The organism is Streptomyces sp. NPDC091280 (assembly GCF_044768565.1).
Taxonomy (GTDB): domain Bacteria; phylum Actinomycetota; class Actinomycetes; order Streptomycetales; family Streptomycetaceae; genus Streptomyces.
In genome coordinates, this window is record NZ_JBIVUZ010000010.1 from 227,922 (window position 1) to 254,500 (window position 26,579).

General features: G+C 69.3%; 20 protein-coding genes. 15 read left to right on the forward strand and 5 right to left on the reverse strand.

Annotated features, from left to right (window positions below):
* The first annotated feature begins 24 nt into the window (after positions 1-24).
* A complete protein-coding gene (locus tag ACIQPR_RS29555) occupies positions 25-1,278 on the forward strand; it encodes a pyroglutamyl peptidase (protein ID WP_403654418.1) in 1,254 nt (417 codons plus the stop codon).
* On the opposite strand, the gene ACIQPR_RS29560 is transcribed toward ACIQPR_RS29555, so the two are convergent.
* Complete coding sequence (locus tag ACIQPR_RS29560) at positions 1,264-2,082, reverse strand: EI24 domain-containing protein (RefSeq protein WP_403654420.1); 819 nt, start codon at positions 2,080-2,082, stop codon at positions 1,264-1,266. The two genes, ACIQPR_RS29555 and ACIQPR_RS29560, sit on opposite strands and share 15 nt — an antisense overlap.
* A 36-nt stretch (positions 2,083-2,118) precedes the next feature.
* Entirely contained in the window at positions 2,119-2,985 is an 867-nt protein-coding gene (locus ACIQPR_RS29565; protein ID WP_403654422.1) for a hypothetical protein, read from the reverse strand.
* Between the two features lie 245 nt (positions 2,986-3,230).
* Here ACIQPR_RS29565 and ACIQPR_RS29570 point away from each other — a divergent pair, with 245 nt between their 5' ends.
* On the forward strand, positions 3,231-4,379 hold the full coding sequence (locus ACIQPR_RS29570) for a serine hydrolase domain-containing protein (protein WP_403654424.1): 1,149 nt from the start codon (positions 3,231-3,233) through the stop codon (positions 4,377-4,379).
* 41 nt (positions 4,380-4,420) lie between these two features.
* On the opposite strand, the gene ACIQPR_RS29575 is transcribed toward ACIQPR_RS29570, so the two are convergent.
* Positions 4,421-5,419: an NADP-dependent oxidoreductase gene (locus ACIQPR_RS29575; protein WP_403654426.1), complete on the reverse strand. Its 999-nt coding sequence runs from the start codon at positions 5,417-5,419 to the stop codon at positions 4,421-4,423.
* A 136-nt stretch (positions 5,420-5,555) separates the two neighbouring features.
* Here ACIQPR_RS29575 and ACIQPR_RS29580 point away from each other — a divergent pair, with 136 nt between their 5' ends.
* From ACIQPR_RS29580 to ACIQPR_RS29625, 10 genes are all read left to right on the forward strand, one after another.
* Positions 5,556-6,008 carry a MarR family winged helix-turn-helix transcriptional regulator gene (locus ACIQPR_RS29580; RefSeq protein ID WP_403654428.1) on the forward strand — a complete coding sequence of 151 codons (453 nt, stop codon included), beginning with the start codon at positions 5,556-5,558 and terminating at the stop codon, positions 6,006-6,008.
* 61 nt (positions 6,009-6,069) lie between these two features.
* The gene (locus tag ACIQPR_RS29585) at positions 6,070-6,759 is read left to right on the forward strand and encodes a hypothetical protein (protein WP_403654430.1); all 690 of its coding nucleotides are present in this window, start codon (positions 6,070-6,072) and stop codon (positions 6,757-6,759) included.
* Positions 6,760-6,988: 229 nt separating this feature from the next.
* Entirely contained in the window at positions 6,989-8,149 is a 1,161-nt protein-coding gene (locus ACIQPR_RS29590; RefSeq protein WP_403654432.1) for a mandelate racemase/muconate lactonizing enzyme family protein, read from the forward strand.
* 17 nt (positions 8,150-8,166) lie between these two features.
* The gene (locus tag ACIQPR_RS29595) at positions 8,167-9,171 is read left to right on the forward strand and encodes a zinc-binding dehydrogenase (protein ID WP_403654834.1); all 1,005 of its coding nucleotides are present in this window, start codon (positions 8,167-8,169) and stop codon (positions 9,169-9,171) included.
* Positions 9,172-9,293: 122 nt separating this feature from the next.
* Positions 9,294-10,268: a hypothetical protein gene (locus ACIQPR_RS29600; RefSeq protein WP_403654434.1), complete on the forward strand. Its 975-nt coding sequence runs from the start codon at positions 9,294-9,296 to the stop codon at positions 10,266-10,268.
* A gap of 196 nt (positions 10,269-10,464) precedes the next feature.
* A complete protein-coding gene (chvE, locus tag ACIQPR_RS29605; protein WP_403654436.1) occupies positions 10,465-11,574 on the forward strand; it encodes a multiple monosaccharide ABC transporter substrate-binding protein in 1,110 nt (369 codons plus the stop codon).
* A gap of 47 nt (positions 11,575-11,621) precedes the next feature.
* Positions 11,622-13,172, forward strand: coding sequence for a multiple monosaccharide ABC transporter ATP-binding protein (gene mmsA / locus ACIQPR_RS29610; protein ID WP_403654438.1), 1,551 nt, complete (start codon positions 11,622-11,624; stop codon positions 13,170-13,172).
* Positions 13,169-14,413, forward strand: a complete 1,245-nt coding sequence (gene mmsB / locus ACIQPR_RS29615) for a multiple monosaccharide ABC transporter permease (protein ID WP_403654440.1) — start codon at positions 13,169-13,171, stop codon at positions 14,411-14,413. The genes mmsA and mmsB overlap by 4 nt, the downstream gene beginning before the upstream one ends.
* A gap of 73 nt (positions 14,414-14,486) precedes the next feature.
* Positions 14,487-15,641, forward strand: coding sequence for an aldose epimerase family protein (locus ACIQPR_RS29620; protein WP_403654442.1), 1,155 nt, complete (start codon positions 14,487-14,489; stop codon positions 15,639-15,641).
* Positions 15,642-15,807: 166 nt separating this feature from the next.
* Positions 15,808-17,481: a pyridoxal phosphate-dependent aminotransferase gene (locus tag ACIQPR_RS29625; protein ID WP_403654444.1), complete on the forward strand. Its 1,674-nt coding sequence runs from the start codon at positions 15,808-15,810 to the stop codon at positions 17,479-17,481.
* Between the two features lie 26 nt (positions 17,482-17,507).
* On the opposite strand, the gene ACIQPR_RS29630 is transcribed toward ACIQPR_RS29625, so the two are convergent.
* Positions 17,508-17,924, reverse strand: a complete 417-nt coding sequence (locus ACIQPR_RS29630) for a hypothetical protein (RefSeq protein ID WP_403654446.1) — start codon at positions 17,922-17,924, stop codon at positions 17,508-17,510.
* 4 nt (positions 17,925-17,928) lie between these two features.
* Positions 17,929-21,909: an SGNH/GDSL hydrolase family protein gene (locus ACIQPR_RS29635; protein WP_403654448.1), complete on the reverse strand. Its 3,981-nt coding sequence runs from the start codon at positions 21,907-21,909 to the stop codon at positions 17,929-17,931.
* Positions 21,910-22,329: 420 nt separating this feature from the next.
* Between ACIQPR_RS29635 and ACIQPR_RS29640 the strand changes: the two genes are divergently transcribed.
* Genes ACIQPR_RS29640 through ACIQPR_RS29650 form a run of 3 tightly spaced genes read left to right on the forward strand, consistent with a single transcriptional unit; the run spans position 22,330 to position 26,557 of the window.
* The gene (locus tag ACIQPR_RS29640; protein ID WP_403654450.1) at positions 22,330-22,827 is read left to right on the forward strand and encodes a DUF2690 domain-containing protein; all 498 of its coding nucleotides are present in this window, start codon (positions 22,330-22,332) and stop codon (positions 22,825-22,827) included.
* 8 nt (positions 22,828-22,835) lie between these two features.
* Positions 22,836-25,874, forward strand: coding sequence for a hypothetical protein (locus tag ACIQPR_RS29645; RefSeq protein WP_403654452.1), 3,039 nt, complete (start codon positions 22,836-22,838; stop codon positions 25,872-25,874).
* Positions 25,847-26,557, forward strand: coding sequence for a hypothetical protein (locus tag ACIQPR_RS29650; protein ID WP_403654454.1), 711 nt, complete (start codon positions 25,847-25,849; stop codon positions 26,555-26,557). Before ACIQPR_RS29645 ends, ACIQPR_RS29650 begins: the two co-directional genes overlap by 28 nt.
* Positions 26,558-26,579 lie beyond the last annotated feature (22 nt).

Below are 26,579 nucleotides of genomic sequence, written 5' to 3' on the forward strand. Positions count from 1 at the left end.
CTGCGACGGAAGGTCCCAACCACCTTGAATGTCATACGAGTTCGGACAGGCGTCCTCGGGCTGGCGCTGCTGGCCGGCTTCTCCGCCCCCGGTACGGCGGCTGCCGACACCACGCTCCCGCCGACCGTCGAGGAGCAGCGGCTCGACCGGGCGGTGCCGCAGGAGATCCTCGAACACTCCGGGTTCGACACCGTGGCACCGGAGTTCAGCCACGCGCTCGAAGGGGCGCACAGCTACGCGCAGGCCCGCCGGATCGTCGTACGCGAGGGAACCGCGCTGTGGCGGCGGGCGGTCGACCGTGCGCAGGGGCGGGGGCCGGCCGGCGGGGACCTCAGCCGGGACGACGACCGGCCGCTGTACTGGGCGCGGTTGGGCATGACGAGGGAAGTACGGACCTGGGCGCCGGAGTTCGGCATCAGCGCCGGTCAACGGGCCGTGCTGCTCAGCCAGTTGGAGCAGACGTCACGCGGGCAGAGCGGTATCCGCTATCCGGCCCGCGACAAGGGGCTCAAGCGGATCCTGGTGACGGGCTTCGACCCGTTCACGCTGGACGCGGACATCAGGATCTCCAATCCGTCCGGGGCGACCGCGCTCGCGCTCGACGGCACGGTGATCCGGACGGCGCAGGGCCCGGCGCGGATCGAGACCGTCGTGTTCCCGGTGCGCTGGGCCGACTTCGCGGAAGGAACCGTGGAGCGCACGCTGCGGCCGTATCTCCCGAAGGTGGATCTGTTCACCACCGTGAGCCAGGGCCGGGTGGGCCGCTTCGACGTCGAGCGGACCAACGGGGCCTGGCGGGGCGGCTATCCGGACAACGACACCGTCTCGCGCACGGAGACCGTCCCGGTCACCGACCCGGCCTCGCAGCCCCAGTGGACGTCGACGACCCTGCCGTACAAGGCGATCGTGGCCGCGGACACCGGGCGTTTCCCGGTCTACGACCACACCGAGGTCACCGAGATCCCGGCGGGCCAGACGGCCTCCGTCGTACGGCCGGACGGACCGACCGCGGGCTCGACGGCCCGTGCCGGTGGCGGCGGCAACTACCTGTCCAACGAGATCGCCTATCGCGCGACCCTGCTGCGGGACCGGCTCGGGCTGCACGACTCGCTGCCGGGCGGGCACATCCACACGCCGGTGCTCCAGTTCGGCGCGGGGAACACGGACCCGGCGACCGGGACGATCACCGATCCCCGGTTCGTACAGAACCGGGTGGACATCATCGCGCAGGTGAAGGCGATGGTGACGGCGGCCGTGGACGCGTCAGCGACCCGCTGACCCCGGCTCGCCGACTTCCCCGCCCGCGCCGCTCTCCCCACCCTCCTCGGTGTCCTCGGTGTCCTCGCCCAGCAGGTCCCTGGCCATCATCGTCGCCCCGGCCACCGCGCCCGGCATCAGGAAGACGGCGACGAACGGGACCAGGAAGGCGAGGCCGAGGGGGGTGCCGAAGCCCCAGATCAGGGTCTTGCGGGAGCGGAGGAGGGTGAGGCGGGCGCGGAGGTCGACATCACGGCGTTGCAGGGCGACGGCCGTCAGTTCCTCGGTGAGGAAGAACCCGGTGACGAAGAAGCCGATCACCGGGACGGCCGTCTGCCCGACGAAGGGCAGGAAGCCCAGGGCGAAGAGCAGCACGCCCCACACCAGCGCGCGGACCAGGACGCGGACGCTGTCGCGGGCCGAGATCCACAGTTCGCGCCAGAGCGGGAGCCCCGACTCGGGGGCGGTGCCGTCCGGCGAGAGGTCCCGGTCGACCTTCTCGGAGAGGTTCTCGTAGAAGGGCTGGCCTATCACCAGCGTGACCGCCGTGAAGGTCAACACCGAGAGCAGCAGGGCGAGTACGAACAGGACCGCCGTGAGGAACCAGCGGAACAGCCCCTGCCAGGGGCTCGCCCAGTCGTCCGCGAAGGGGGTCGCCCAGCCGACGAAGTCCTCGCCCCAGAGCGCGAGCGCGACGAGGGCCGCGAGGTACAGGACCAGCGTGATCAGCCCGGGAACGAGCCCGAACCCGTACTGCCGTCCGTGCCGGGCCACCCAGCGCTGGCCCTTCAGGAGATAGCCGAATCCCGCCCCAAGATCATGCATGGGGAGAACTTTACTCAGCGTCGGCGTCGGCCACGGCTACCGGGCCGCCGACACCGCGACCACGACCCCTTGGTCGGCCGCGGGCGAGACCGCCGCGGTCACCCGCACCGCGGTGGACCGGGCCGCCCGCCCCGCGCGGAAGGCCGCGGCCAGCAGGACCGGCTGGACCCGCTCCAGGGCGCCGACGACCAGTTCCTCCCCCGCCACCAGCACCGGTCCGGCCGCCTTCGTGGTCGCCGCCGCGGCCTCCGTGAGGTCGGCGAGCGGCGGCAGGCCCGCCCGCAGAAGCTGGGTTCCGGCGCTCGCCGCCCGCTGGGCGAGGGCGACCTGCGGGGGCAGCAGCGGAGCGAGCGCGGACGTCAACGCCTCCGCGATGCGCCGCAGTTCGGGCGAGGATTCGGCGAGGGCGTCGGCCGCCGCGCGGAGCAGCGGGGTGAGGGCGAGCAGCACCCCGGCCGCCACACCCGCCGCGGCGGGCAGCAGCGGTGAGGCCGCTTCGACGAGGTCCCCGAGGGCGGCGGCGAACTCCTCGACGGCGGGTTCCACCGCGTCGAGGACCGGCAGCAGGCTGTCCCCGATCACCCCCAGCAGCGCCTGCGCGGGCCGGCTGACCGGATGCACGGCCAGCGGCGCGCCGGTCGTGCCGAGCCGGGTCAGCGTGTCGACGATCCGGTAGAACGCCTCCTGGGCCTGGGGCGACGCGCTCGCCTCGGCCAGTCCGGCGGTGGTCTCGCGCAGCACCCGGAGCGCCTCGGCGCCCGAACCGTCGCGTGGATCAAGGGTGTTGATCGCGATCCGGGTGATGTTCTGGGCCGTGTCGAGGAGTTGCCCGGTGATGTCGGTGGTGCTGCGCGCCATGCGCAGGACCTCGTCCCTGCTCGGAAGCGAAGGAATGGTCGCCATGGGAACCCCTCTCCACGCGCCCGCCGCCCGGTGCCTGCTCTCAGCATGCCCGTTCCGCACCCTCCTGAATGCGACATCCGGGCATCGACGACACCAACACCTTCCCTCTCCCGTTGAGTCGAACGGGGGCCGCTCGCCGTACCGATCTCTGGAACCAGGAGGAGGTCCGAGGGGGAACTCCCGCAGGTCGGACAGGCGTTGTTCACCATGGCACACGCGAGCAGCGGATCAGTTGAGGAGAGCGGATGACCCAGGAGATCCACGGCACCGTAGCCGACGGCTTCGAGACGGTCCGGGAGGAGTTCGCCGCGTTCGTGTCGACGGAACGCGCGGACTACGAGGGCCAGTTGTGCGCGTATGTACACGGCCGGCGGGTGGTCGACCTCTGGGCGGGACCCGGCACCGCCGCCGACTCCCTCTACGGCGTGTTCTCGTCCACCAAGGGCGCCGCCCATCTGGTGGTGGCGCTGCTCGTGCAGGACGGCACGCTGGAGCTGGACCGCAAAGTCACCTACTACTGGCCGGAGTTCGCCTCCGAGGGCAAGGGCGCGCTGACGCTGCGCGAGCTGCTGGCACACCGGGCGGGTCTGGTCGGCACGGACACGGGCTTCACCCTCGAAGAGCTGGCCGACGACCGCGCGGTGGCCGAACGCCTCGCCGACCAGCGCCCGTTCTGGCGCCCCGGCACGGCCTTCGGCTATCACGCCCTGGTCATCGGCGCGTTGACGGGCGAGATCGTACGGCGGGCGACGGGCCGTTCACTCCAGGACGTGTACGAGGAGAGGGTCCGCGCCCCCTATGGCCTGGACCTCTTCCTGGGTCTGCCCGCCGCGCAGGAACCGCGCTTCCGCTCCACGCGGCTCCCCTCCCCCGCCGACGGGTCGGCCCCGCGCTCCCCGGAGCCGGACAGCCGCCACAGTCTCGCGGGCATCGCCTTCAACGAACACGCGGCCCAGCCGACCGAGCTGGCCTTGCTGCCCAACGAGAGAGTCATCCGGGCCAAGGGTCCCGCGTCGGTGGGCGCAGTGGCCTCGGCACGCGGTCTCGCCGGTCTCTACGCGGCGGCGATCAGCGAGTTCGGGGACCGGGCCCCGCTCCTGAAGCCGGACACGGCGGCCGAGTTCGGCCAGTTGCACTCCGTCGGCCACGACCTGGTCACCGGCACCCATCGCGCGTACGGCCTGGGCTTCCAGGCCACGGCGAGCACCTGGTACCCGTTCCTGGGCGCCGGCACGATCGGCCACAGCGGGGCCGCCGGCTCCCAGGCCTTCGCCGACCCCCGCACCGGCCTGGCCTACGGCTACACCCGGCGTCGCTTCGCGCTCCCGGGCGGCGCCGCCCCGGAGAACCTGCGGTTCGTCGAGGCCGCCCACCGGGCGGCCCTGGCCGGCTGAATCCGCGGCGCGGGCCCTCACCCACGGCGAGGGCCCCCGGCTCACAGCTTGACGATCATCTTCCCGGTGTTGTCCCCGCGCAGCTGTCCGAGGAACGCCTCCAGGTTGTTCTCGATCCCCTCGACGACGGTCTCGCGGTACTTCAGCTCTCCGGAAGCCACCCACGCGCCGACCTCGCGGACGAACTCCGGCTGGAGGTCGTAGTGGTCGCCGACGAGGAATCCCTCGATGCGCCCGCGGGTCTGGATCAACCGTCCCAGGTTCTTGGGGCCGGGAGTCGGCTCGGTGCTGTTGTAGACCGAGATCATGCCGCAGATGGCGATGCGGCCACGCTCGTTGAGCGAACCGATCGCGGCCTCCAGGTGGTCGCCCCCGACATTGTCGAAGTAGACGTCCACGCCGTCCGGAGCGGCCTCGCGCAGCTGCCGGCTCACCGGTCCGTTCTTGTAGTTGAAGGCGGCGTCGAAGCCGTACTCCTCGACGAGCAGCTTGACCTTCTCGTCGGACCCGGCGGAGCCGATGACCCGCGACGCGCCCTTGAGCTTGGCGATCTGCCCGACCTGGCTGCCCACGGCACCGGCGGCACCGGAGACGAACACGGAGTCGCCCGCCTTGAAGGAGGCGGTGCGCAGCAGCCCGGCGTAGGCGGTGAGGCCGGTCATGCCGAGGACGCCGAGGTAGGTGGAGAGCGGGGCGAGGTCGGGGTCGACCTTGACGGTGCCCTTGGTGTCGATGGTGGCGTACTCGCGCCAGCCGCCGAAGTGCAGGAGGTGGTCGCCGACGGCGATGCCCTCGGCGTTGGACTCGACGACCTCGCCGACCGCGCCGCCCTGCATGACCTTGCCGAGCTCGAAGGGAGCGACGTACGACTTGGCGGCGCTCATCCGGCCGCGCATGTACGGGTCGACGGAGAGGAACTTGTTCCGCACCAGCACCTGGCCCTCGCCCGGGGTCCGGGTCTCGGTCTCCACCAGGGCGAAGTCCTCGGGCTTCGGCCAGCCGACCGGGCGGCTGAGCAGGTGCCATTCGCGATTGATCATCACAAGCGCCTTTCTTCGTGTCTCCGTGCGGGTCTCCCGGGTGTCACCGCTCGGGAAGCCGCAAATACTTCAGTACCTGAAACAACCATGCCTCTGAATATTTCATGATGTCAAGTAACGGGGTACGCTGGAGCGCATGTCCACACCCGAGAAGACGCGTCCCGACCCGGCACGCCGCGCCGACCCCGTGACCCTGGAGGTCGTCGAGCTGATCGGCGATGTCGTGGCGCGGTTCTACGAGGACTACGAGGCCGCGGCGGGCGACCACTCGCTGACCGGCGCGCAGGCGCGGCTGCTGAGCCTGCTGTCCCTGGAGCCGCTGCCGATGCGCAAGCTGGCGCAGAAGCTGAAGTGCGAGCCGTCGAACGTCACCGGGATCGTGGACCGGCTGGAGGCGCGCGGCCTGGTGGAGCGCCGCCCCGATCCGGCCGACCGGCGCGTGAAGCTGGCCGCGACGACGGACGAGGGGCGCCGGGTGGCCCGTAGCCTGCGGGAATCACTGCGGTTCGCCAGGGAGCCGCTGGCGGGGCTGTCCGACGACGAGCGGTCGGCGCTCAGGGGCCTGCTGCGGCGGATGCTGGAGGTCTGACCCGGGCGCGCCCACTCGGCGCCCGCCCCGGACGGCTCAGGAACACCACCACAGGAACTGCTTGCAGGTTTCCGATGGCGACGGGGTCGGACTCGGGTCCGAGGACGAGGGATCGGCGGTCGGAGTGGCCGTCGGATCGGCGCTGGACGTCGAGACGGGAGACGTGACACCGCCGCCCGCCCGCGTGGTGGGCACGATCGACCCGGCGCCGGGACTGCTCGTGGCCGACGCGGACCCCGAGGGCGAGGGCGAGGCCGACCCGGAGGGCGACGCGTCCGCAGACGCCGTACCCGTGCCCGCGGTCTTCGTGTCACCCAGGGGTTCGGCCGTGCCGCTCGCCTCCGAGGACGCGGCTCCCTCCGCCGAGGCCGCTCCCGGCGCGGCGGGCTTCGAGGACGCGAACGGCGCGTCCGCGCCCAGTTCGGCCAGGCTCAGTCCACCGGCCGCGAGGACGAATCCGGCCGTGACGAGCAGTACCCGGCGCCGCCGCCGGCGATGGGCCGCGGCCTTGCGATCGCGACGGCTCGCACCCGGCGTGTCCGGGCCCCCGGCGTCACCCTCGGCCCCCTCGTCGGCCGCGCCGCCGGGCCCGCCCGGCTCCGCCACGCCGTCCGTCGGCGGACGCGCGTCGACTCCGGCCGCGGGGGCGGGAGTCGGAGCGGGATACGACTCGACGGGCAGTTGGGTCGACGCGCCGCACCCCGGGCACGCGAGGGCGCCGTTCAGGTGCCGTCCGCAGGGGTGGCAGTAGTTCATGACGCGGGAAGACTAAGTTCCCCGCAGGTAACGTTCATAGTCACGGCTGTGAAAGTTGTGCAAGGAACCGCACGGCCGGTCCGACCGGCGATCGAAACCCTTGCCGAAACCGTTACGCGTTCGACCCATTGACACTCCACCCTCACCGTCCTTACTGTCTGCCCAGCATTTCGAACGTGAGCCGAAATTTCGAACAGCACCGAAGAGTACAGGGAGCATCTGCCGTGCGCATCACGGGAATCAGCACGCACGTGGTCGGAACGCCATGGCGCAATCTGACGTACGTCCAAGTGCACACCGACGAAGGCGTCACCGGCGTCGGCGAGACCCGGATGCTGGGCCACACCGACGCGCTCATCGGTTACCTGCGCGAGGCCGAGGCAAACCACATCCTCGGTTCCGATCCGTTCGCCCTGGAAGACCTCGTACGCCGGATGAAGTACGGCGACTACGGCCGCGCGGGCGAAATCGTCATGTCCGGCATCGCCGTCATCGAGATGGCCTGCTGGGACATCAAGGGCAAGGCCCTCGGCGTGCCGGTGTGGCAGCTGCTCGGCGGCAAGGTCACCGACAAGGTGAAGGCGTACGCCAACGGCTGGTACACCACCGAGCGGACGCCGGAGGCGTACCACAAGGCGGCCCAGGGGGTCATGGAGCGCGGCTACAAGGCGCTGAAGATCGACCCCTTCGGCACCGGGCACTTCGAGCTCGACCACGAGCAGACCCTGTACGCCGTCTCCCTCATCGAGGCCGTACGGGACGCGATCGGCCCGGACGCCGAGCTGATGCTGGAGATGCACGGCCGCTTCTCGCCGTCCACCGCCGTGCGGCTCGCGCGCGAACTCGCGCCCTTCAAGCCCGCGTGGCTGGAGGAGCCGTGCCCGCCGGAGAACCTGAAGGCGCTGGAGAAGGTCGCCGCGAAGGTGGACATGCCCATCGCCACGGGTGAACGCATCCACGACCGCGTCGAGTTCCGCGAGCTGTTCGAGAGCCAGGCCGTCGACATCATCCAGCCCGACGTCGGTCACATCGGCGGCATCTGGGAGACCCGCAAGCTCGCCGCGACCGCCGAGGCGCACTACGTCCTGGTCGCCCCGCACAACGTGGGCGGGCCGGTGCTGACCGCCGCCTCGCTCCAAGTCGGCTTCTCCACGCCGAACTTCAAGATCCTGGAGCACTTCAACGACTTCGCGGACGCGGAGATCAAGAAGGTCGTCAAGGGTGCCCCGCAGGTGATCGACGGCTACTTCCACCGCTCCGACGCGCCCGGTCTCGGCGTCGAGCTGGACGTCGACGCGGCGGCCGAATTCCCGCAGCAGCAGGCGCGGTTCGACCTGTGGGCGGACGGCTGGGAGCAGCGCAAGCCGAAGGGCACCCAGCAGTGAGCACGGCGCCCCCGGCGGTGCACACGGCGGTCGTCGTGGCGGGGCCGGGCGAACACAGCCTGGTCTCGCACGAGTTGCGGCAGCCGGACGCGGGCGAGGCGCTGGTGCGCGTCCACGCGGTCGGCATCTGCGGCAGCGACCGCGAGGTGTACCAGGGCAACAGGCCCGAGGGATACGTCCGTTACCCGCTGACGCCGGGCCACGAGTGGTCCGGCACGGTGGAGGCGGTCGGTTCCGGGGTGCCGTCGAGTCTGGTCGGCCGCAAGGTGGTCGGCGAGGGCTTCCGCAACTGCCAGGTGTGCGACCGCTGTCACGCGGGCGAGACGACGCTGTGCACGGCGGGCTACGAGGAGACGGGCTTCACCCAGCCCGGCGCCATGGCCACCACGCTCACGCTCCCCGCCCGGCTGCTCCATGTCCTCCCGGACGAGGCCGACCTGACGGCGGCGGCGCTGCTGGAGCCGGCGGCCTGCATCGCGGCGGCGGCGCTGAAGGCGAACGCCCGGCCGGGTGAGCGGGTCGCCGTCGTCGGCACCGGAACCCTCGGCATGCTCGCGATCCAGTTCCTGAAGGCGAACTCCCCCTCCGAACTGCTGGTGGTGGGCTCCCGTCCGGACCGCGCGGCCCTGTCCCGGCAGTTCGGCGCCACGGACTTCCGCACCAAGGACGAAGCGCTCCCGGACGACTTCGACGTGGTGATCGAGACCGCCGGTTCGGCGGACGCGGCCCGTACGGCCGCCGCCCTGCTGCGGCGCGGTGGCCGTCTGGTCCTGACCGGCATCCCGGCGCCGGGCGCGGAGGGCCTGGACCCGACCGATCTCGTCGTACGGCAGCTGGAGGTGCACACCGTCTTCGGGGCACCGCCGGACGCCTGGGCGCACACCGTGCGGGTGTTCGGGGCGGGTCTGCTGGATCCGCTCGCCCTGGTCACCCATGAGCTGCCGCTCGCCGAGTTCCCGCAGGCCATCGAGCTGGTGGGGTCCGGCGATCCCAAGGTCGGCAAGGTGCTGCTGCGGCCGTAGAAAACCCCCAGCCGTACGTCGGCACGGGGTGTCCTGACCACCCCGTGCCGGCGTACCACCAACGTTTTTCCGTACCGCGAGCCGCGAACCGCGTCCGAAATACCGAACACGAAGGACAGCCAGTGACCGACACCGCCACGGCAGCACGCAGGCCCGGGGAGCAGGCGCTCTCCGCGCTCGGCCTGGGCGCGCCCGCACTCGACCCCGCCGACGCCTCGCCGCACACCTTCCCCGGCGGCGGTCGCTGGCGCACCGAGATCCCCTCCTGCGAGGGTCCCGAGGCGCTGGCGGTCATCCTCAAGGAGTCCTCGCGCCTCGACGTCCCGATCCACCGGATCAGCCAGGGCAGCGGTGTGTGGATGCTGACCGACGCCGAGATCACCGAGATGGTCGAGGCCACCGCCGAACGCGACATCGAGCTCTGCCTGTTCACCGGTCCGCGCGGGACCTGGGACATCGGCGGCTCGGTCCGCTCGGACTCGCGCGGCGGCGGGCTGCGCGCCCGGGGCCACGACGCGGTCGCCGGTTGCGTCGAAGACGCCGTCCGGGCAACGGAGTTGGGCGTCAAGTGCCTGCTCGTCGCCGACGAGGGCGTGCTGTGGACACTGCACCGGGCGCGGGTCGCCGGGATCATCCCGGCCGACACCACGCTCAAGGTCTCCGCGCTGATCGGGCCGGTCAACCCGGCCGCGTACGCGGTCTACGAGCAGCTGGGCGCGGACTCGCTGAACGTGCCCAGCGATCTGACGCTGGATCACCTCACCGAGATCCGGCGGGTGTCGGCGGCCCCGATGGACATGTACATCGAGGCGCCGGACGACCTCGGCGGCTACATCCGGATGTACGAGGTCGCCGAACTGATCCGGCGCGGCGCGCCGCTGTACCTGAAGTTCGGCCTGTCCAAGGCCCCCGGCATCTACCCGTGGGGCACCCACCTGCGTGACGTCACCCTCGACACGGCACGCGAGCGGGTCCGCCGGGGCCGGCTCGCCCTCGACCTGCTGGCGAGGCACGGCGCCGACGGCGACATGGCTCCGCTGGGCTCCAGGTTGCCGGGGTCCTTGAACCGCTTCCCCGTCGGGGACGCCACCGACTGACCATCGGGGCCGCGGGCCGGTGGGGGCCGGTCACGCACCTGCCGACACCGGCCCGGTGTCCAGGGGCGCGGGGCTGCGTCACATTGCGGCCCCGCCCAGCCCGCACCACACAACTCAACCGCACCACCCGCGTCCTGAACCACCCCCCACGCACTCTCTGCACCTCTCAACGACGAGAAGAATGAGGCCAGTTCACATGCGCATCCGCAGAAGCGCCCTCCCCGTCATAGCCGGCGCCGCCACCCTCGCGCTGACCCTGTCCGCGTGCGGCCAGAGCGGCTCGGGCGGCAGCAAGGAGAAGGCGGGCAGCGCCAAGGGCGGCACGATCGGCATCGCGATGCCGACGAAGTCGTCCGCGCGCTGGATCTCCGACGGCGACAACATGGTCAAGGACCTCAAGTCCAAGGGCTACAAGACCAAGCTGGTCTACGGCGAGGACGACCCGGACACCCAGGTCTCCCAGATCGAGAACATGATCACCCAGGGCGTCAAGGGCCTGATCATCGCGGCGATCGACAACAAGTCCCTGAACAACGTGCTCCAGGAGGCGGCCGACGCGAAGATCCCGGTCATCGCCTACGACCGGCTGATCCTCGGCACGAAGAACGTCGACTACTACGCCTCCTTCGACAACACGAAGGTCGGCGTGCTCCAGGGCACGTACCTGATCGAGAAGCTGGGACTCAACAGCGGCAAGAAGGGCCCGTTCAACATCGAGCTGTTCGCCGGCTCGAACGACGACAACAACACCAAGTACTTCTTCAACGGCGCGATGAGCGTGCTCCAGCCGTACATCGACAAGAAGGAACTGGTCGTCAAGTCCGGGCAGACCGCGCTCAACAAGGTCACCACGCTGCGCTGGGACGGCACCACCGCGCAGAACCGCATGGAGGACATCCTCACCGGCTCGTACAAGACCGGCCGGGTCGACGCGGTGCTCTCGCCCTACGACGGCATCTCCATCGGCATCCTGTCCGCGCTGAAGTCGGACGGCTACGGCTCCGCGAGCAAGCCGCTGCCGGTGATCACCGGCCAGGACGCCGAGTTGGCGTCGGTGAAGTCGATCATCGCGGGCGAGCAGACGCAGACCGTCTACAAGGACACCCGCGAACTCGCCAAGGTCGCCGACACGATGATCGACGACGTGCTCAACGGCAAGACGCCGCAGACCAACGACACCAAGACCTACGACAACGGCACCAAGGTCGTCCCGGCCTACCTGCTCCAGCCGGTGAGCGTGGACAAGTCCAACTACGAGGACGTGCTGGTCAAGGGCGGGTACTACACGGACGCGCAACTCAAGTAGTCCCGCGGCCCGTCACCCGACCCCACACCTGATTGGAAGGCACGACCATGGCGGGACCCGTCCTGGAAATGCGCTCGATCGTCAAGACCTTTCCCGGTGTCAAAGCGCTCTCGGACGTCACTCTGACGGTCCGTCAGGGCGAGGTCCATGCCATCTGCGGTGAGAACGGCGCCGGGAAGTCCACCTTGATGAAGGTGCTCTCCGGCGTCCATCCGCACGGCAGTTACGAGGGCGACATCCTCTTCGAAGGGGAGGAGTGCCACTTCCGTGACATCCGGGCCAGCGAGCAGCACGGCATCGTCATCATCCACCAGGAACTGGCACTGGTGCCGTTCCTGTCGATCGCGGAGAACATCTTCCTCGGCAACGAGCACGCCACGCGCGGGCTCATCAACTGGAGCGAGACCCTGCGGCACGGCACCGAACTGCTGCGCCGGGTGGGCCTGAGCGACCACCCCGAGACCCGCGTCGCGGACATCGGCGTGGGCAAGCAGCAGCTGGTGGAGATCGCGAAGGCGCTGTCGAAGAAGGTGAAGCTGCTCATCCTGGACGAGCCGACGGCGGCGCTGAACGACGAGGACAGCGGCAAACTCCTCGATCTCATCCTGGAGTTGAAGAAGCAGGGCATCACCTCGATCATCATCTCGCACAAGCTGAACGAGATCCGCAGGGTCGCCGACTCGGTGACGATCCTGCGCGACGGCCGCTCGATCGAGACGCTCGACGTGAAGGCGCCGGAGACCACCGAGGAGCGGATCATCTCCGGCATGGTCGGCCGCGACCTCGACCACCGCTTCCCCGAGCGCACCCCGTACGCGGGCGAGCCCGAGGCGGCGCCCGCGCTGGAGATCCGGGACTGGACGGTGTTCCACCCGATCGACCAGCAGCGCAAGGTGGTCGACGACGTGTCGATCAGTGTGCGCCGGGGCGAGATCGTCGGCATCGCCGGACTCATGGGCGCCGGCCGCACCGAACTCGCGATGAGCGTCTTCGGCCGCTCCTACGGCCGTTACGCGGGCGGCACGGTCCTCAAGGACGGCCAGGAGATCCGCACCAAGTCGGTCGCGGAGGCGGTCCAGCACGGCATCGCCTATGTCACCGAGGACCGTAAGCACTACGGCCTGAACCTCATCGACACGATCAACCGGAACATCTCGCTGACCGCCCTGAGCAAGGTCGCCAAGCGCGGTGTGGTGGACGAGCACGAGGAGCGGCAGGTCGCCGAGCGGTTCCGCACCTCCATGAACATCAAGGCGCCGACCGTCTTCGAGCCGGTGGGCAAGCTGTCCGGCGGCAACCAGCAGAAGGTCGTCCTCAGCAAGTGGATCTTCGCGGGTCCCGAGGTGCTGATCCTGGACGAGCCCACCCGCGGTATCGACGTGGGCGCCAAGTACGAGATCTACACGGTCATCGACCAACTCGCCGCCGAGGGCAAGGCGGTGGTCTTCATCTCCTCCGAACTGCCGGAGCTGCTCGGCATGTGCGACCGCATCTACACGATGGCGGCGGGCCGGCTGACCGGTGAGGTGCCCCGGGCCGAGGCCACGCAGGAAGTGCTGATGCGCCAGATGACGAAGGACAAAGAGGTAACGCGATGAGCACGGACGTGACCGCCAAGAGCCCGGCCCCCGCGCCACCGGGCAAGAGCGGATCGGCCGCGGGCGGCAGCCTGTTGTGGCTGGTGCTGGACGGCCTGCGGCGCAACATGCGGCAGTACGGGATGCTGATCGCCCTCGGTCTGATCATGGTCCTGTTCGAGATCTGGACCGGCGGGGACCTGCTGCTGCCGCGCAACGTCTCCAACCTGGTGCTCCAGAACAGCTACATCCTGATCCTCGCGATCGGCATGATGCTGGTCATCATCGCCGGGCACATCGACCTGTCGGTCGGCTCACTCACGGCGTTCGTGGGCGCGTTCGCGGCGGTCCTGATGGTCAATCACCAGGTGTCGTGGCCACTGGCGTTGGTGCTGTGCCTGCTGATGGGCGCGGTGGCCGGCTCGATCCAGGGGCTGCTGATCGCCTACGCGGGCATACCGTCGTTCATCGTCACGCTCGCCGGGATGCTGCTCTTCCGCGGCCTCACCGAGATCCTCCTCCAGGGTCAGACGCTCGGCCCCTTCCCCGGCGGTCTCCAGAAGTTCGGCAACGGCTTCCTGCCCGAGGTCGGCCCGAACACCAACTACCACAACATCACGCTGCTGTTGGGCATCGTGATGATCGCCGCGGTGGTGTGGCAGGAGTTCCGCGACCGGCGCCGCCAGCAGGAGTTCTCGCTCGACGTGGCACCGACGAAGCTGTTCCTACTCAAGCTCGTCGTCATCGTCGCCGCCATCGCCTGGCTGACCCTGCTGCTCGCCAGCTACAACGGCGCGCCGATCATCCTGATCGTGCTCGCCGCCCTGGTCGCCGGTTACGGCTATGTGATGCGCAACTCCGTCTTCGGCCGCCACATCTACGCGATCGGCGGCAATCTGCCGGCCGCGAAGCTGTCCGGCGTCAAGGACAAGCGCGTCACCTTCCAGGTGTTCCTGAACATGGGCGTGCTCGCGGCCCTGGCGGGTCTGGTGATCACCGCCCGCCTCAACGCGGCCTCGCCGAAAGCGGGCGACGGCTACGAACTGGAGGCCATCGCCTCCTCGTTCATCGGTGGCGCGTCCATGAGCGGCGGTGTCGGCACCGTCTTCGGCGCCATCATCGGCGGTCTCGTCCTCGGCGTGCTGAACAACGGCATGAACCTCCTCAGTGTCGGCACCGACTGGCAGAAGGTCATCAAGGGCCTGGCCCTGCTGGCCGCGGTCGGCTTCGACGTGTGGAACAAACGCAAGTCCGGTTCGTAACTTCAGCCAGGGCCCCGCGCGTCTGTCATCCGCACAGCACGGCGGGGCCCCTTCCATGTGCAGGAGCCGCTCAATGGAACTGAACAGACGCACGGTCATTGCAGGCGCCGCGGCAGCCGGTATCGCCGCGAGCACCCTCGGTACAGGTACGGCGCAGGCGGCATCCGGAGGCAGAAAGCCCGTGAAGGAACTCTTCGGCACCCTCGCCGACGGCAGCAAGGTCCACCGCTGGTCCCTGGAGAACGGCGGCACCCGGCTCAAGGTCCTGTCGTGGGGCGGGGTCGTCCAGTCCCTCGAACTCCCCGACCGGCACGGCAAGTACGCCAACGTCTCGCTCGGCTTCGACAACATCGCCGACTACGTGGCGAAGACCCCGTACTTCGGCGCGCTCATCGGCCGCTACGGGAACCGCATCGCCAAGGGCCAGTTCACCCTGGACGGCAAGAGCCACCAGCTCTCCGTCAACGACGGGGTCAACAGCCTGCACGGCGGCACCCAGGGCTTCGACAAGCACATCTGGGACGTCGAGGGCTTCACCGCCGGCTCCGACGTCGGCCTGCACCTGCACTACACCAGCGTCGACGGCGAGATGGGCTACCCCGGCACCCTCAAGGTGAAGGTGACGTACACGCTCAACCGGCACGGCGACTGGCGCATCGACTACGAGGCCACCACCGACAAGGCCACGGTCGTCAACCTGACCAGCCACGTCTACTGGAACCTCGCCGGCGAGGGCAGCGGCACCATCGAGAACCACGAGCTCACGATCCCCGCCGCCCGCTACACGCCCACCGACTCGGGACTGATCCCCACGGGCGAGCTGGCCAAGGTCTCCGGCACCCCCTTCGACTTCCGGAGGACCAAGTCGATCGGCCGCGACATCCGGGCCGCCCACGTCCAGCAGGTGCAGGCCAAGGGCTACGACCACAACTGGGTGCTCGACAAGGGCATCACCGCGAAGCCCGAGCACGCGGCGACCCTGCACGACCCGCACTCCGGCCGCACCCTGAAGATCGCCACGGACCAGCCCGGGTTGCAGTTCTACTCCGGCAACTTCCTCGACGGCACCCTGACCGGCACCGGCGGCCACACCTACCGCCAGGGCGACGCGCTGTGCCTGGAGACCCAGCACTTCCCGGACTCGCCGAACCACGCGAACTTCCCGTCGACGGTGCTGCGGCCGGGACAGACATACCGGACGTCGACGATCCACACGTTCAGCGCCTGACGCCGGACACGGGCCCGGGGTTCCCGAACTCACACCAATTTCACATCCGTTGAACAGTGCCACTCCCGTCTCCGTATTGAAGGGCGGCCCGTGCTCCCCCGCGCGGGCCACCCAAGACGACGGGCCCGGTCGTCCCCGCCGGGCCCGCCTTCATACGGAGGTTCCATTGGCCGACTCCAACGTCACCTCGCTGTTCCGCAGTACGGCGGCGCACAGCCCGTCGATGGCAGCGCTGGCGCGTGAGAGCGACGGGACCGGCCCCGTGGACTTCTGCATCCCGTGCAATCCCTACTTCCCCACGCCCGCCATGTTCGACCAGATGGCGGCCCGGTTGCGCGAGATCATCACGTACTACCCGAGCAGCGCCGACACCATCACGGCCGAGCTCTGCAACCTGCTCCAACTCCCGCCCAGCTGTGTCGCGATGGGTAACGGTTCCACCGAACTGATCACCTGGATCGACCACTTGCTGGTCCGCGAATCCCTCGCCATCCCCGTCCCCACCTTCGGCCGCTGGACCGACCAGCCCATGGAGACCGGCAAGCGGGTCGACATGTTCCCGCTCCAGGAGTCCAACGGCTTCGCGCTGGACCTCGCGCAGTACGCCGAGTTCATCCGCAAGCGCAACACCAAGGTCGCCGTCATCTGCAACCCGAACAACCCCGACGGCGGCTTCCAGCACAAGCAGGCGCTCGTCCAGTTCATGGACGCGATGGCCGACCTCGACCTCATCGTCATCGACGAGTCGTTCCTCGAATTCGCCGACGCCGAGGTCGAACCCAGCGTCGTGCAGGAGGCGATGATCCGCCCCAACGTGGTCGTCCTGCGCAGCCTCGGCAAGAACTTCGGCCTGCACGGCATACGGTTCGGCTACCTCGTCGCCAACCCCGCCCTGGCCGGGCGTATCCGCTCGATGCTGCCCAAGTGGAACCTCAACGCCTTCGCCGAACACGTGGTGTTCATCCTCAAGGAGCACGGCGCGGAGTACGCGCAGAGCCTCCAGCAGGTGCGCCGCGACCGACTCGACATGGCGAGCCATCTCTCCGCGCTGCCCGGCCTGACGGTCTATCCGTCGCAGGGCAACTTCCTCTTCGTACGCCTGCCCGTGGGCGCCGAGGGGACCGTGGTCCGGGACCGGATGCTCACCGAGCACCGCATCCTGGTCCGCGAGTGCGGCAACAAGATCGGTTCGTCCAGCCGCTTCCTGCGCCTCGTGGTGCGCCCCCAGGTGGACGTGCGTCGCCTGGTGTCCGGCCTGGAACAGGTGCTCTACGGGACCAGGAGGGGAGCCGCCGTGCCCGAGCTGAGCACAGGGACCAGCTACAGCTCGGGTACGGCGGCCGTGGACCGCCTTGTCGGCGCGACCAACGGTGCCGGTATGCAGATGCCCGCCGCGATCACGCAGATGCAGCCGCAGCCCGTGCCGATGCAGGCACCGGCGGCGGCCGTCGCACCGCCTCAGCCGCAGCCCGTGCCGGTGCCTCAGCCCCAACCCCAGCCGCAGTACCAGCCGATGGTGGCCGCGGCGCAGGTTCCGCAGCAGATGCCGATGCAGCCGGTCGCGCAGATGCCGGAGCAACTGGTCCAGATGTCGCAGCAGATGCCCGTGATGCAGCCTCAGCAGCAGCCCTACGGCACGCCCGCGCCCGCACCTGCTCCCGCTCCCGTGGCCCAGGGTCCGACGCCCACCGGTGTGCCCGCGCGCAACGGGCTCACGGCGGCCCAGGTGCGGGGAGCGACCAGCCCCAACGGGATGCAGAACCTCGCGCCCGCGCCGGCCACCGGCTGGCCCAACGCGCAGAGCTGGCCCAACGCGGCAGGGATGGGGCAGGCGGGCTAGGGGGGCCAGGGTTCGCCGCCGGTCCGTCAGCCTCCGCATTCCTTGAGCGGGCGGGCCGTCACCGCGCCGGTCGGCAGTGCCGTATAGGAATAGCACTGGGCCCAGGACGACGCGGCGATCTGCACCACGAGGACCGCTCGGTCGCCACCGCGATCGACCGAGCGCGCCCGCACCTGCCCCAGCGCCTGGGTGATCTCCCGGTCGGTGAGCGTGCCGTCGGCATCGGCGTTCTCCAACCTGGTTCGCAGCCGCTCCGCCGCGGCCACCACCGCGCCCCGCGCCGCCCGGTCCTGGTCCCGCTGGTTGTCCCGCACGGACTGGAAGAACCACACCACCACCCCCGCCGCGAGCAGCACGCAGACCAGGCAGATCAGCGCGAGCGCGCCGAGGCAGCCGACCGGCCGGCCGCCTCGGCGGGGTTGCACGGAAGTCACCTGAGCCATGCGCTCATGTTCCCGTGTATCCGATGGCGGTCAAGGCGTCCTCCACCACATGCTCGTACCCGGTGGTGCCCGCGTTGTTCGGGTGGAATGCCTCGCGGCTCAGACAGGTCTGCCCGATTCCGGCGACCGCGACGCACGCGGAGTGCGGGTCGCCCTCGTGGAAGTCGCCGTCGCCGTTCGGCCCGAGCACGATCTTGTTGATCCACTCGTCGCTGTCGCAGCCACCGTGCCCGACGAACGCGTCGACCGGATCGGCGTACGACACATCGATCCCGCCCGCGTGCAGTTCGTCGACCTTGTCCTTCTGGACGCCGTCGATGTAGTTGGCCAGGGTGGCCAGAGCATCGGCCTCGTCGCCGTCGATGTACCAGGAGCCGGTGCACTTGACGGTGCGGCTGAGGATCTCCGGGTAACCGACCAGCAGGATCTTGGCGTTGGGGGCCTGTTGGGCGATGGCCGCCAGAGTGTTGCCGACGTCCTCCTTGATCTGGTCGGCCAGTGCCTCGTACTTGGCGAGGTAGTCGCTGTTCGCGCAGTCCCCGAGGGTCGCGCAGTCGGAGATGGCACCGACGAACGTGCCGTAGTTGTTGCCGCCCATCGTGACCGTCACCAGGGTGGTGTCCTTGGTGAGGACTCCGGACTGGATCTGCGGGATCTCCCGGAACTCGCCCTCGGCCGCGCCGACATCGCCGCTCTGCCAGTATCCGGTGTCGGCGGTGCCGTCGATGTTCCACGTGGTCGAGCCCGAGCAGGCGACGAAGCCGAGTTCGGCGTTCGGGCTGTAGTTGTCGGAGAGTGTCGCGAGACCCGTCGGCATGCCCGGCAGCACCAGCTTGCGCGGCCAGGCGTTGGCGCTGCGACTGCACGCGTTCCAGTCGACGGTGCCGTGCTCTTGGTCGGTGGACGGGTCGTAGTCGCCGGCCCCTTCGCCGGAGGAGTAGGAGTCGCCGAGCGAGGCCACGATGTGCTGGGGCTTGGCGGAGAGCCACTGGAAGCCGACCGCGTCCCAGGCGATGTCGTTGTCCGCCTGCCCCTCGCCGGTGTAGTTGGACAGGGTGACGCCTTGGAAGTCGGATCCGGCGGTGAAGTGGTAGATGCCCAGACTCACCCAGCGGTTCTCGTGGGACACGGCGTTGATGATCCGGTTGTGGGTGGTGCCGTCGCCCGGATGAATGGTGTAGACGGCCTGCTGGCTCGCCGACCCGGTGTCGGGCAGATGGACCAACACCCTTGTCCAAGAGGTCCGTTGACTGCTGAGCCGCCAGGTTCCGGTCGCCGCCATCACACCCGAGGCGGTACCCGGGTCCGTGGCGGGGTCGTCGATGTGGGCGGAGGCGCCGTGCGCGTCGTCACGGGCGTGGGCGTACCAGAAGTGGTCGCCGAAGCCGCCGCCGATCTGGTGCAGGTCGCCCTTGGCCTCGTAGTGGCTCTGGGCATCGGCGTTGAAACGGAACGAGAAGCTCCCCGAGTCGGTCCAGCCCGACTTGTCGCAGCCGTCGGTGAAGGTCGGCACACTGCTCGGCACGTCGTCGACGATCGTGAAGCCGACGTCGGAGTTGTCGCACTTGGTGCCGGCGCCGTTGTCGCCGTTGCCCAGCTCGGCCCTGAGAGTCTTGTAAGTGAGGTACTCGTGCCCGCAGCTCTGGTCACAGCCGACCTTCCAGGTCGTCTGGGCGCCGTGGTACCAGTGCGGTGGATCGCAGGTGTCGCCGAGGTGGTCGACCTCGCAGCGCGGCGGGTCGGCGGGATCGCAGGCGTTGACGTCCGGGGCGCAGAAGGTGTCCAGGCCCGGCTTGACCGTGGAACGGTCGCTGTCGGAGTTCCACCAGGCCGCCGAATAGCCCGCCGTGTTGCTGTCGTTCGCGGTGCCGTCGTCGGCGTATGCCCGCCCGGTGTCGATGGGCCAGGCGCCCCAGCCCAGCACCTTCTCCTCGTACGGCCAGTCCTGCGGATGCGCGGCGTCGGCATAGGTGTTGCCGTCGAGGAAGGCGTGCCGGTCGGGCGGATAGAGGGGGTTGGAGGGGTTGTTGAGCCAGCCCAGGCCCCAGTCGGCGCTCGGGTTCGCCGGAACGTAGTAGTTGAGGCCCGAGTTGTAGTCCCACAGTGCGGCGAACCAGTTCTCCGGGGCCGCCGGGTCGTCGGTGTTGAGCTTGATGCCGCCGGGTGTGATCGCGTCGTCGTGCAATTCGTTCCACTTGGTCGCGAGGGTCCGTGCGGCAACCGCGATGTTGGACGTGTAGTCGAGGGCGATCGCCTTCTGCTGGACGGCGGGGAACTCGTCCACGTCACCGGTCTTCATCCCGCTGGTCTGCTGGCCGATGCCGTAGCCGCAGTCGGCCTTGGACCAGTCGATCAGCCACTGGTCCTCGGGGGTCGCCGGATCGCCGGGATGGCCGTAGAAGCCGTTGGTGCTCGCGAGGGTGGAGCTGGTCTGTCCGGGCAGCGCTCCGCCCTCCGCCTGCCACAGGTTGGACTCCTGCGCGAGCACACCGAGCAGTACCTGGGCGGGGATACGACCGCCGGAGGTACCGGTGAGCGTGGGCAGAGGGAACATGCCCTGGGGGTCGACGGTGCCGAGTCCGGCTGCGGTACGCCAGCCGCCCTGACGGACGTAGGTGCTGGTCAGGTCGCCGCGGATGGCCATGTCCACGGCCCATTCGACCTGGTTGGGAGTGGGCTGGTAGGCCTGTTGGCCGGGGTCGTTGCGGGGCTGGGAGCAGGTGCGGTCGTCGTCGACGGTGGAGGTGGGGTCACCGGCCACGGTCGCGGAGACTTCGCCGCTTGAGCCCGTCAGAGCGGGGGACGTCGTCAGGCCCGAGGCCGCCGCGTCGTCGGTCGCCGCGTCGAGCGTGAAGGGCACGGACTTTCCGGTCGCGGGGATCTCGGTCGTGAGCCGGAGCGGCGCCGGGGTGTTCCACGCGGTGGCCGCGAGCGGATCGCTGACGTGGCTGCGCAGGCTCTGCGAGACGGCCTGGTCGACGACGAGAGCACCGGTGGAGGAGACGGTCGCGTCCGCCGGAACCGCCAAGTGCCGGACAGTCGACGGTAGTTGTTGCGTACTCGGATCTCCCGTGAGGAAGACCCGTCCCGAAGTACCCGCCCGTAGACCCAACTTGCCGGACGAGCCCTCGGCGAAGGTGGTGGTTCTTCCTCCTGCGGTACGGCGCGCTCGGGTCGTATCTCCTCGCTGGTCAAGGAAGTTGATACCACCCTGGCTGTCGACCCGTAGGTCGAAGGCGGGACCGGAGGTGGTCGTGAGCGCGGTGGTGCGGTTGCTCCGGTCGAAGGTGACGAGTCGGCCGGAGGCCGCGCCGACGATGCCGTCCCGCGTGGGCACCGCCGAGGTGACCTGGACGTTCTCGGTCTGTCTGCGGGTGACCGTGCCGGTGGCGGCGTCCACCGTCAGCAGCCGGGTCCGGTTGTCCTCGTCATCGCCGACCTGGGTGAGGACGGCGGTCTCGCCGGTCCCGCAGCCCGGGTTGAAATAGGCCAGCGTCACCGTGTCGGCGAGCTTGGTCACCTTGCCGCTGGTCAGATCGACGACGGCCGCGAAGGCGCCGCGCTCCATCAACCGGGGTTCGTTGGTGAAGTCGCGGGGTGCGTACACGACGACCGCGCGCTTGCCGGATCCGGTCACGCAGGCGTTCCCGATCCACAGGTCGGTGGTGAAGCCGGGCTCGGAGAGGGTGGTGACCGAGCGCCACGCGTAGGCCGTACGGCTTTCGGCGGCGAGCAGGTGGAGCCCGGATCCGTCACCGGCGACGGTCACCGCACGGTCGGCGGAGGTCTTCCAGGTCTTCGGGAGCACGGTGTCGGGGGAGAGGACTTTGGCGGACTGGCCCTGAGAGCCCTGGCCGGGTGTCGGTGGATCGGCGGTGCCGGCGTTGCTCACGGCTAAGGCCGGGCCGCCGCTCAGCAGGGCGGCGATCGTGGTCGCCGCTACCGCCAGACAGAGGGATCTTCGTGTTCCACGTCTCGTTCTCACGGATTCTCCACGCGTAGATGGCAACCGAGTTTGCGATCGAAGCCGAGCAATGTGCGTTTCTGTCGTAAATCCACCCGTTCCTCGCGTTGCTCCGGCACTGGGCAACAGTCGCGCTGGTCAACGATGTTGGTGGATGAAAATCGTGCGCATGAGGTTCCATGACACGGCGTTACTTGACGACTTCTTGGGTGAATCTTGGTTGGTGTTGTTGAATCCTGAGGGTGATTCTGTGACGGTCGCGTGATCGGCACACAGGACCACGCGACGGCGAGACGGGGGGTGTCGCCACCGCATGACCCTTTGGCGAATCGGCCTCCCCTGCACGGAGATTGCCCGCGTTCACCTTCGAAAAGGACGGTCATGCGTCGTTGGCTCCCGAAAGCCTTCCAACTCTCGAAAAGTAGACATCGGGCGGGCGGCGTGACAGCCGCACTGCTCTTAGCCGCCGCGGTCCAGGGGGTGGCCGCGCCCCAGGCATCGGCCGCCCCGAGCTGCTGGCGTGACACATGTTCGGGTGTCGACCCGGTCGAGGCGGGGTGCGACGCGGACGCCGAACTCCTCCAGCAGGTGGACGAGGCGGACCAGTCGGTCGAGGTGAAACTCGTCTGGTCCCCGGACTGCCAGGCCGTGTGGATGAAGATCTCCTACGACCCCCAGGCCTCCGTCACAGACGTGTACGGATCGTTGTGGACCACTGACGACTTCACCGGCGGCATCGAATGGGCCAGCACGACCGGCCAGCTCACGAGCACTCGGGCGAGCGCCTACACGCCCATGCGCAACTGGAAGGACACCACCACCAAGGCCTGCTGGAACGATCAGGGCGACCGCTTCGACCCGTTCCCGCTCCACTACGAGCAGAACGGCAACGACGCGAGCCTCGCTCCCCAGCACGGTCTCTGCACGGACTGGATGTGAGGACGCCCATGGACCGCTCACAGACGTTCCGCTCGCGGATGTTCCGCTCGCGCATCAGAAGGCCCCGCCTGTCCGGCCCGGCCCTGGCCCTGTTCGTCCTGGCCGGCTCCCTCGCCGCACTCCCCGCGGCGACGACCACCACCCCCGCACAGGCCGCGCCCGCCTCCGGGGAGCTCTTCTCCGACCCCGGCAAGGCCCTTGGCTCCCACTACACGGACTCCACCGACATCGATGTCCAGGCCACCGGCGACTCGGGCGGCCTGCACATCCTCGCGGCCAAGGAGAGCGACGGCTTCACGTTCCGGGAGATCGCCCGCCTGGGCAACGGTGAGCTGTCCGACGTAGGACCGTGGACCGGCTACGTCTGCACCACCGGCTCCGGCCGGTACGCGGCGGCCGTGTACGCGCCCTCCGCATGGACCAACCAGCCCGGTGCCACCGCCCGCGGCGCCTTCGCCGCCGTGATCCGCCTCTCCGACGGCAAGGTCACCGAGGTCGCCGACGGCGTGCAGCTCGCCTACTTCAGCCCCGGCTGCGGAGACGGCGACCGGGTGATGTTCACCTCCAGCTCCGTCACGGACACCGACATCGGCGACACGACCCTCATCGAGGCCGACGCCGCCACCGGGCAGGTCAGCAGCAAGCGGAAGATCTCGGGCCAGCTCACCCACGTCGTACCGACCGCCCACGGCGACTACGGCGTCCTGGGCGGCGAGTTGGTCACACTGAACGGCACCGGCAAGAAGCTGAAGGCCACGCCCGAGGCGAAGGTGCCGGGCCCGCTGTTCGCGCTCACGGCGTCGGCGGACGGAGCCGTCGACATCGGAACCGTCCAGGACGGCAAGAGCGTCGTCACCCGCTGGCAGGGCGGGGCACTGACCCGGCTCGGCGCCGGCGCGGAAGGCGCGGTCAAGCTGTTCCCGGCGAAGGGCGGCGACATCGTCGCCGGTGACGTGGCAGGCATCGACACCACACACGCCCCCGGCCTCGTCCGCCGTGCCTTCGACGGCCGCCCCACCGGCGCCTCCCGCGAGGGCCATCTGGTGACCACCTCGGTCTTCTCCGAGCAGATGAAGGGCGTCACCAGCAAACTGGGCTCCCCATCGGACGAGGGCTCCGGACTGATCACGGTGAAGGCGACCGCGACCGGAACGGGAACGGCGGCCACCACCGAGGTCGACGCGAGCCGCCAACTGCCCACGGACGCCGACACCACAGCGACGGAACCGGCCACGTACACCACGGCGATCACCGCGGCGCAGGACGACGTGGACCCGCTCACCTGCGGCGAGGGCAGCCCCGAATCCCAGTGCCTGACCTCCAGCGGAGCCGACGTGAACGGGCCCGTCATCTCCATGGAGACGCCCTGCGTGGTCAAGCGCAACGACCCCACGCGCCAGGCCCTCCAGCCCAGCGCGAACATGGTCGAGTGGGCCGTGGACCAGGCCGTGCACGGTGACCTCACCATCACCCGCCCGGCGAACTGGCACGACACGGGCCTGGCGGCCTACAGCCCCCAGGGCCTGTTCCCCAAGGCGGACCTGACCGACGGCGACAGCGTCCCCGCCCAGGTCATGCTCGGCATCCTCGCCCAGGAGTCCAACTTCAAGCAGGCGTCCTGGCATTCGGTCTACGGCGACTCGGGCAACGTCCTGCAGGCCGACTGGTTCGGCAACGGCGCGAGCATCCACTACTACCCGGACCGCGCCAAGGCCGACTGCGGCTACGGCATCGGTCAGGTGACCACCGGTATGTCGGAGATCAAGGACGACCCCTACGACGCCCTGCACGCCGGCGCCATCACCACCGACTACGCCGCCAACATCTCGGCCGGACTCCGCATCCTCACCGAGAAGTGGAACCAGCTGAAGGCCCTCGGGATGAACGTCAACAACGGCGACTCCAAGTACATCGAGAACTGGTACATGGCCCTGTGGGGCTACAACTCCGGTGTCTACACGGACGCTTCGGCGAAGACCGGGCTCGGCTTCCTCAACAACCCGGCCAACCCCGTCTACCCGGCCGACCGTGCCGCCTTCCTCCGCTTCGACACCGGCGACGCCGCCCACCCGGCCGACTGGCCGTACCAGGAGAAGGTCCTGGGCTGGGCCGAGGTACCGCAGCAGACCTGGGACGCCGAACCGTCGTACTCGAAGCCCGACATGCCGCTGGCCAACGTCATGCTCAACACGCCCACCAGCTACGACCTGTTCTGCGACCCGGGTGTCAACGCCTGCACCCCCGGCGCGGCCGACCCCTGCCCCTCGCTGGACGAGCAGTGCCGCTGGACCCAGAGCGTCAGCTGGATCACCGACGAGCAGGACGGCAACGCGTCGACGGAGAACCTGGCCTACAGCCTCGGCTCCGGCGAACCGGCGCTGGAGAGCAAATACGACCACGGACCGTGCATCGACTACCCGAACGGCGACGAGACGGCCCTCATCGTCGACGACCTGGGCGAGCACCAGAACACCTACGGCTGTCAGGACATCGTGGGCGCCGACGACGGCAAGTTCACGCTCCAGACCGGCGACAACATCACCATGCAGCGCGCGGACTCGACCTGGCGTGCCACTCCGTACATCGCCCAGATCGACATCCACCAGCTCGGCGCCGGCTACGACAACCACATCTACTTCACGCACAGTTACCCGGCGGGCGACATCTTCCACAAGGTCACCGGCCGCTGGGAGCTCAACCAGGACCGCCTGCCCGCCGGTGACCAACCCGGCAAGCGCTACGACGTGTTCGTCCACCTGCCCAGCCATGGCGGCCAGGCGATCGTGAAGTACAACTTCATCCCCGGCGACAACACCGAGGGGGCCGAGGCAGACTACTGCCGCATCAACCAAGCGACCCACAGCAACGGCAGCGACACCTGGTTCGAGTTCGGCACCTTCACCTTCTGGAAGGGCGGCCGAATCGAGGCGGACAACCTGCACGATCCCGGAACCGGAGACGCCGACGTCGCCTTCGACGCGATGGCCTTCGTCCCCCACAACAGCAAGGTCACCACGGCATGCGCACTGAACGACAGCGGTACGTGACGGGCATGGGCAAGGGGGTGTCGCTGGCGCTGACCGCGGTGGTGGCGGCCTTGGCGCTCACCGCCTGTACCAAGCACGAACAACAGGATTCCCCGGTGGTCGTGGGCGCCGAGGACAAACCCTCCCCGACGAAGCCGAGCCCCACCCCCTCCTTCACCCCACCGTCGGCCGCCACTCTGCCCACTCACGCGATCCTGGCCAACGAGCTGCCGAGACTGGGTGAGTCGACGGCCATGGCCAAGGGCTATACGGGCAAGGCGTTCCTGACCGGCCTCACGAAGACCTGGGGCATCACCCTGGGCGACCCGAAGGAGCAAGAGCTCCCCGGCGACCGCAAGAAGACAGTGATCACCGGTGACAACGGCAAGGGCCTGTCCCTGTACCTGACGGTCACCAAGGCCGACGAACTCGTTTTTTTGGACTGCGTCGCAGCGAACGGCAACACCGACACCGCCGCCTTCCTCCGCGCCTGTGCCGCGGTCGACGCCCCTGGCACCGACCCGAACAAGGCGACCGCATGGTTCGACCAGGCCAAGAAGGAGACCGACACCCTGTACGCGCAGAAGAAGGAGGCCATCGTCAGCGGCGTCCTCACCACCGGAAAGCTCGTCATGTTCGTGAACAGACTGACCGACTCCGAACAGCTGAAGATCTTCGGCGGCGGAACCGCGGAGAACTCCTGATCCGCTCCGCACTCGGCCCCCG

Coding starts and splice junctions, on each gene's coding strand:
- ACIQPR_RS29570 (WP_403654424.1), top strand. CDS start 3,231: ATGACCCAGGAGATCCACGGCACCGTAGCCGACGGCTTCGAGACGGTC.
- ACIQPR_RS29580 (WP_403654428.1), top strand. CDS start 5,556: ATGTCCACACCCGAGAAGACGCGTCCCGACCCGGCACGCCGCGCCGAC.
- ACIQPR_RS29630 (WP_403654446.1), bottom strand. CDS start 17,924: ATGGCTCAGGTGACTTCCGTGCAACCCCGCCGAGGCGGCCGGCCGGTC.
- ACIQPR_RS29560 (WP_403654420.1), bottom strand. CDS start 2,082: ATGCATGATCTTGGGGCGGGATTCGGCTATCTCCTGAAGGGCCAGCGC.
- ACIQPR_RS29620 (WP_403654442.1), top strand. CDS start 14,487: ATGGAACTGAACAGACGCACGGTCATTGCAGGCGCCGCGGCAGCCGGT.
- mmsB (WP_403654440.1), top strand. CDS start 13,169: ATGAGCACGGACGTGACCGCCAAGAGCCCGGCCCCCGCGCCACCGGGC.
- chvE (WP_403654436.1), top strand. CDS start 10,465: ATGCGCATCCGCAGAAGCGCCCTCCCCGTCATAGCCGGCGCCGCCACC.
- ACIQPR_RS29650 (WP_403654454.1), top strand. CDS start 25,847: ATGCGCACTGAACGACAGCGGTACGTGACGGGCATGGGCAAGGGGGTG.
- ACIQPR_RS29645 (WP_403654452.1), top strand. CDS start 22,836: ATGGACCGCTCACAGACGTTCCGCTCGCGGATGTTCCGCTCGCGCATC.
- ACIQPR_RS29575 (WP_403654426.1), bottom strand. CDS start 5,419: ATGATCAATCGCGAATGGCACCTGCTCAGCCGCCCGGTCGGCTGGCCG.
- mmsA (WP_403654438.1), top strand. CDS start 11,622: ATGGCGGGACCCGTCCTGGAAATGCGCTCGATCGTCAAGACCTTTCCC.
- ACIQPR_RS29565 (WP_403654422.1), bottom strand. CDS start 2,985: ATGGCGACCATTCCTTCGCTTCCGAGCAGGGACGAGGTCCTGCGCATG.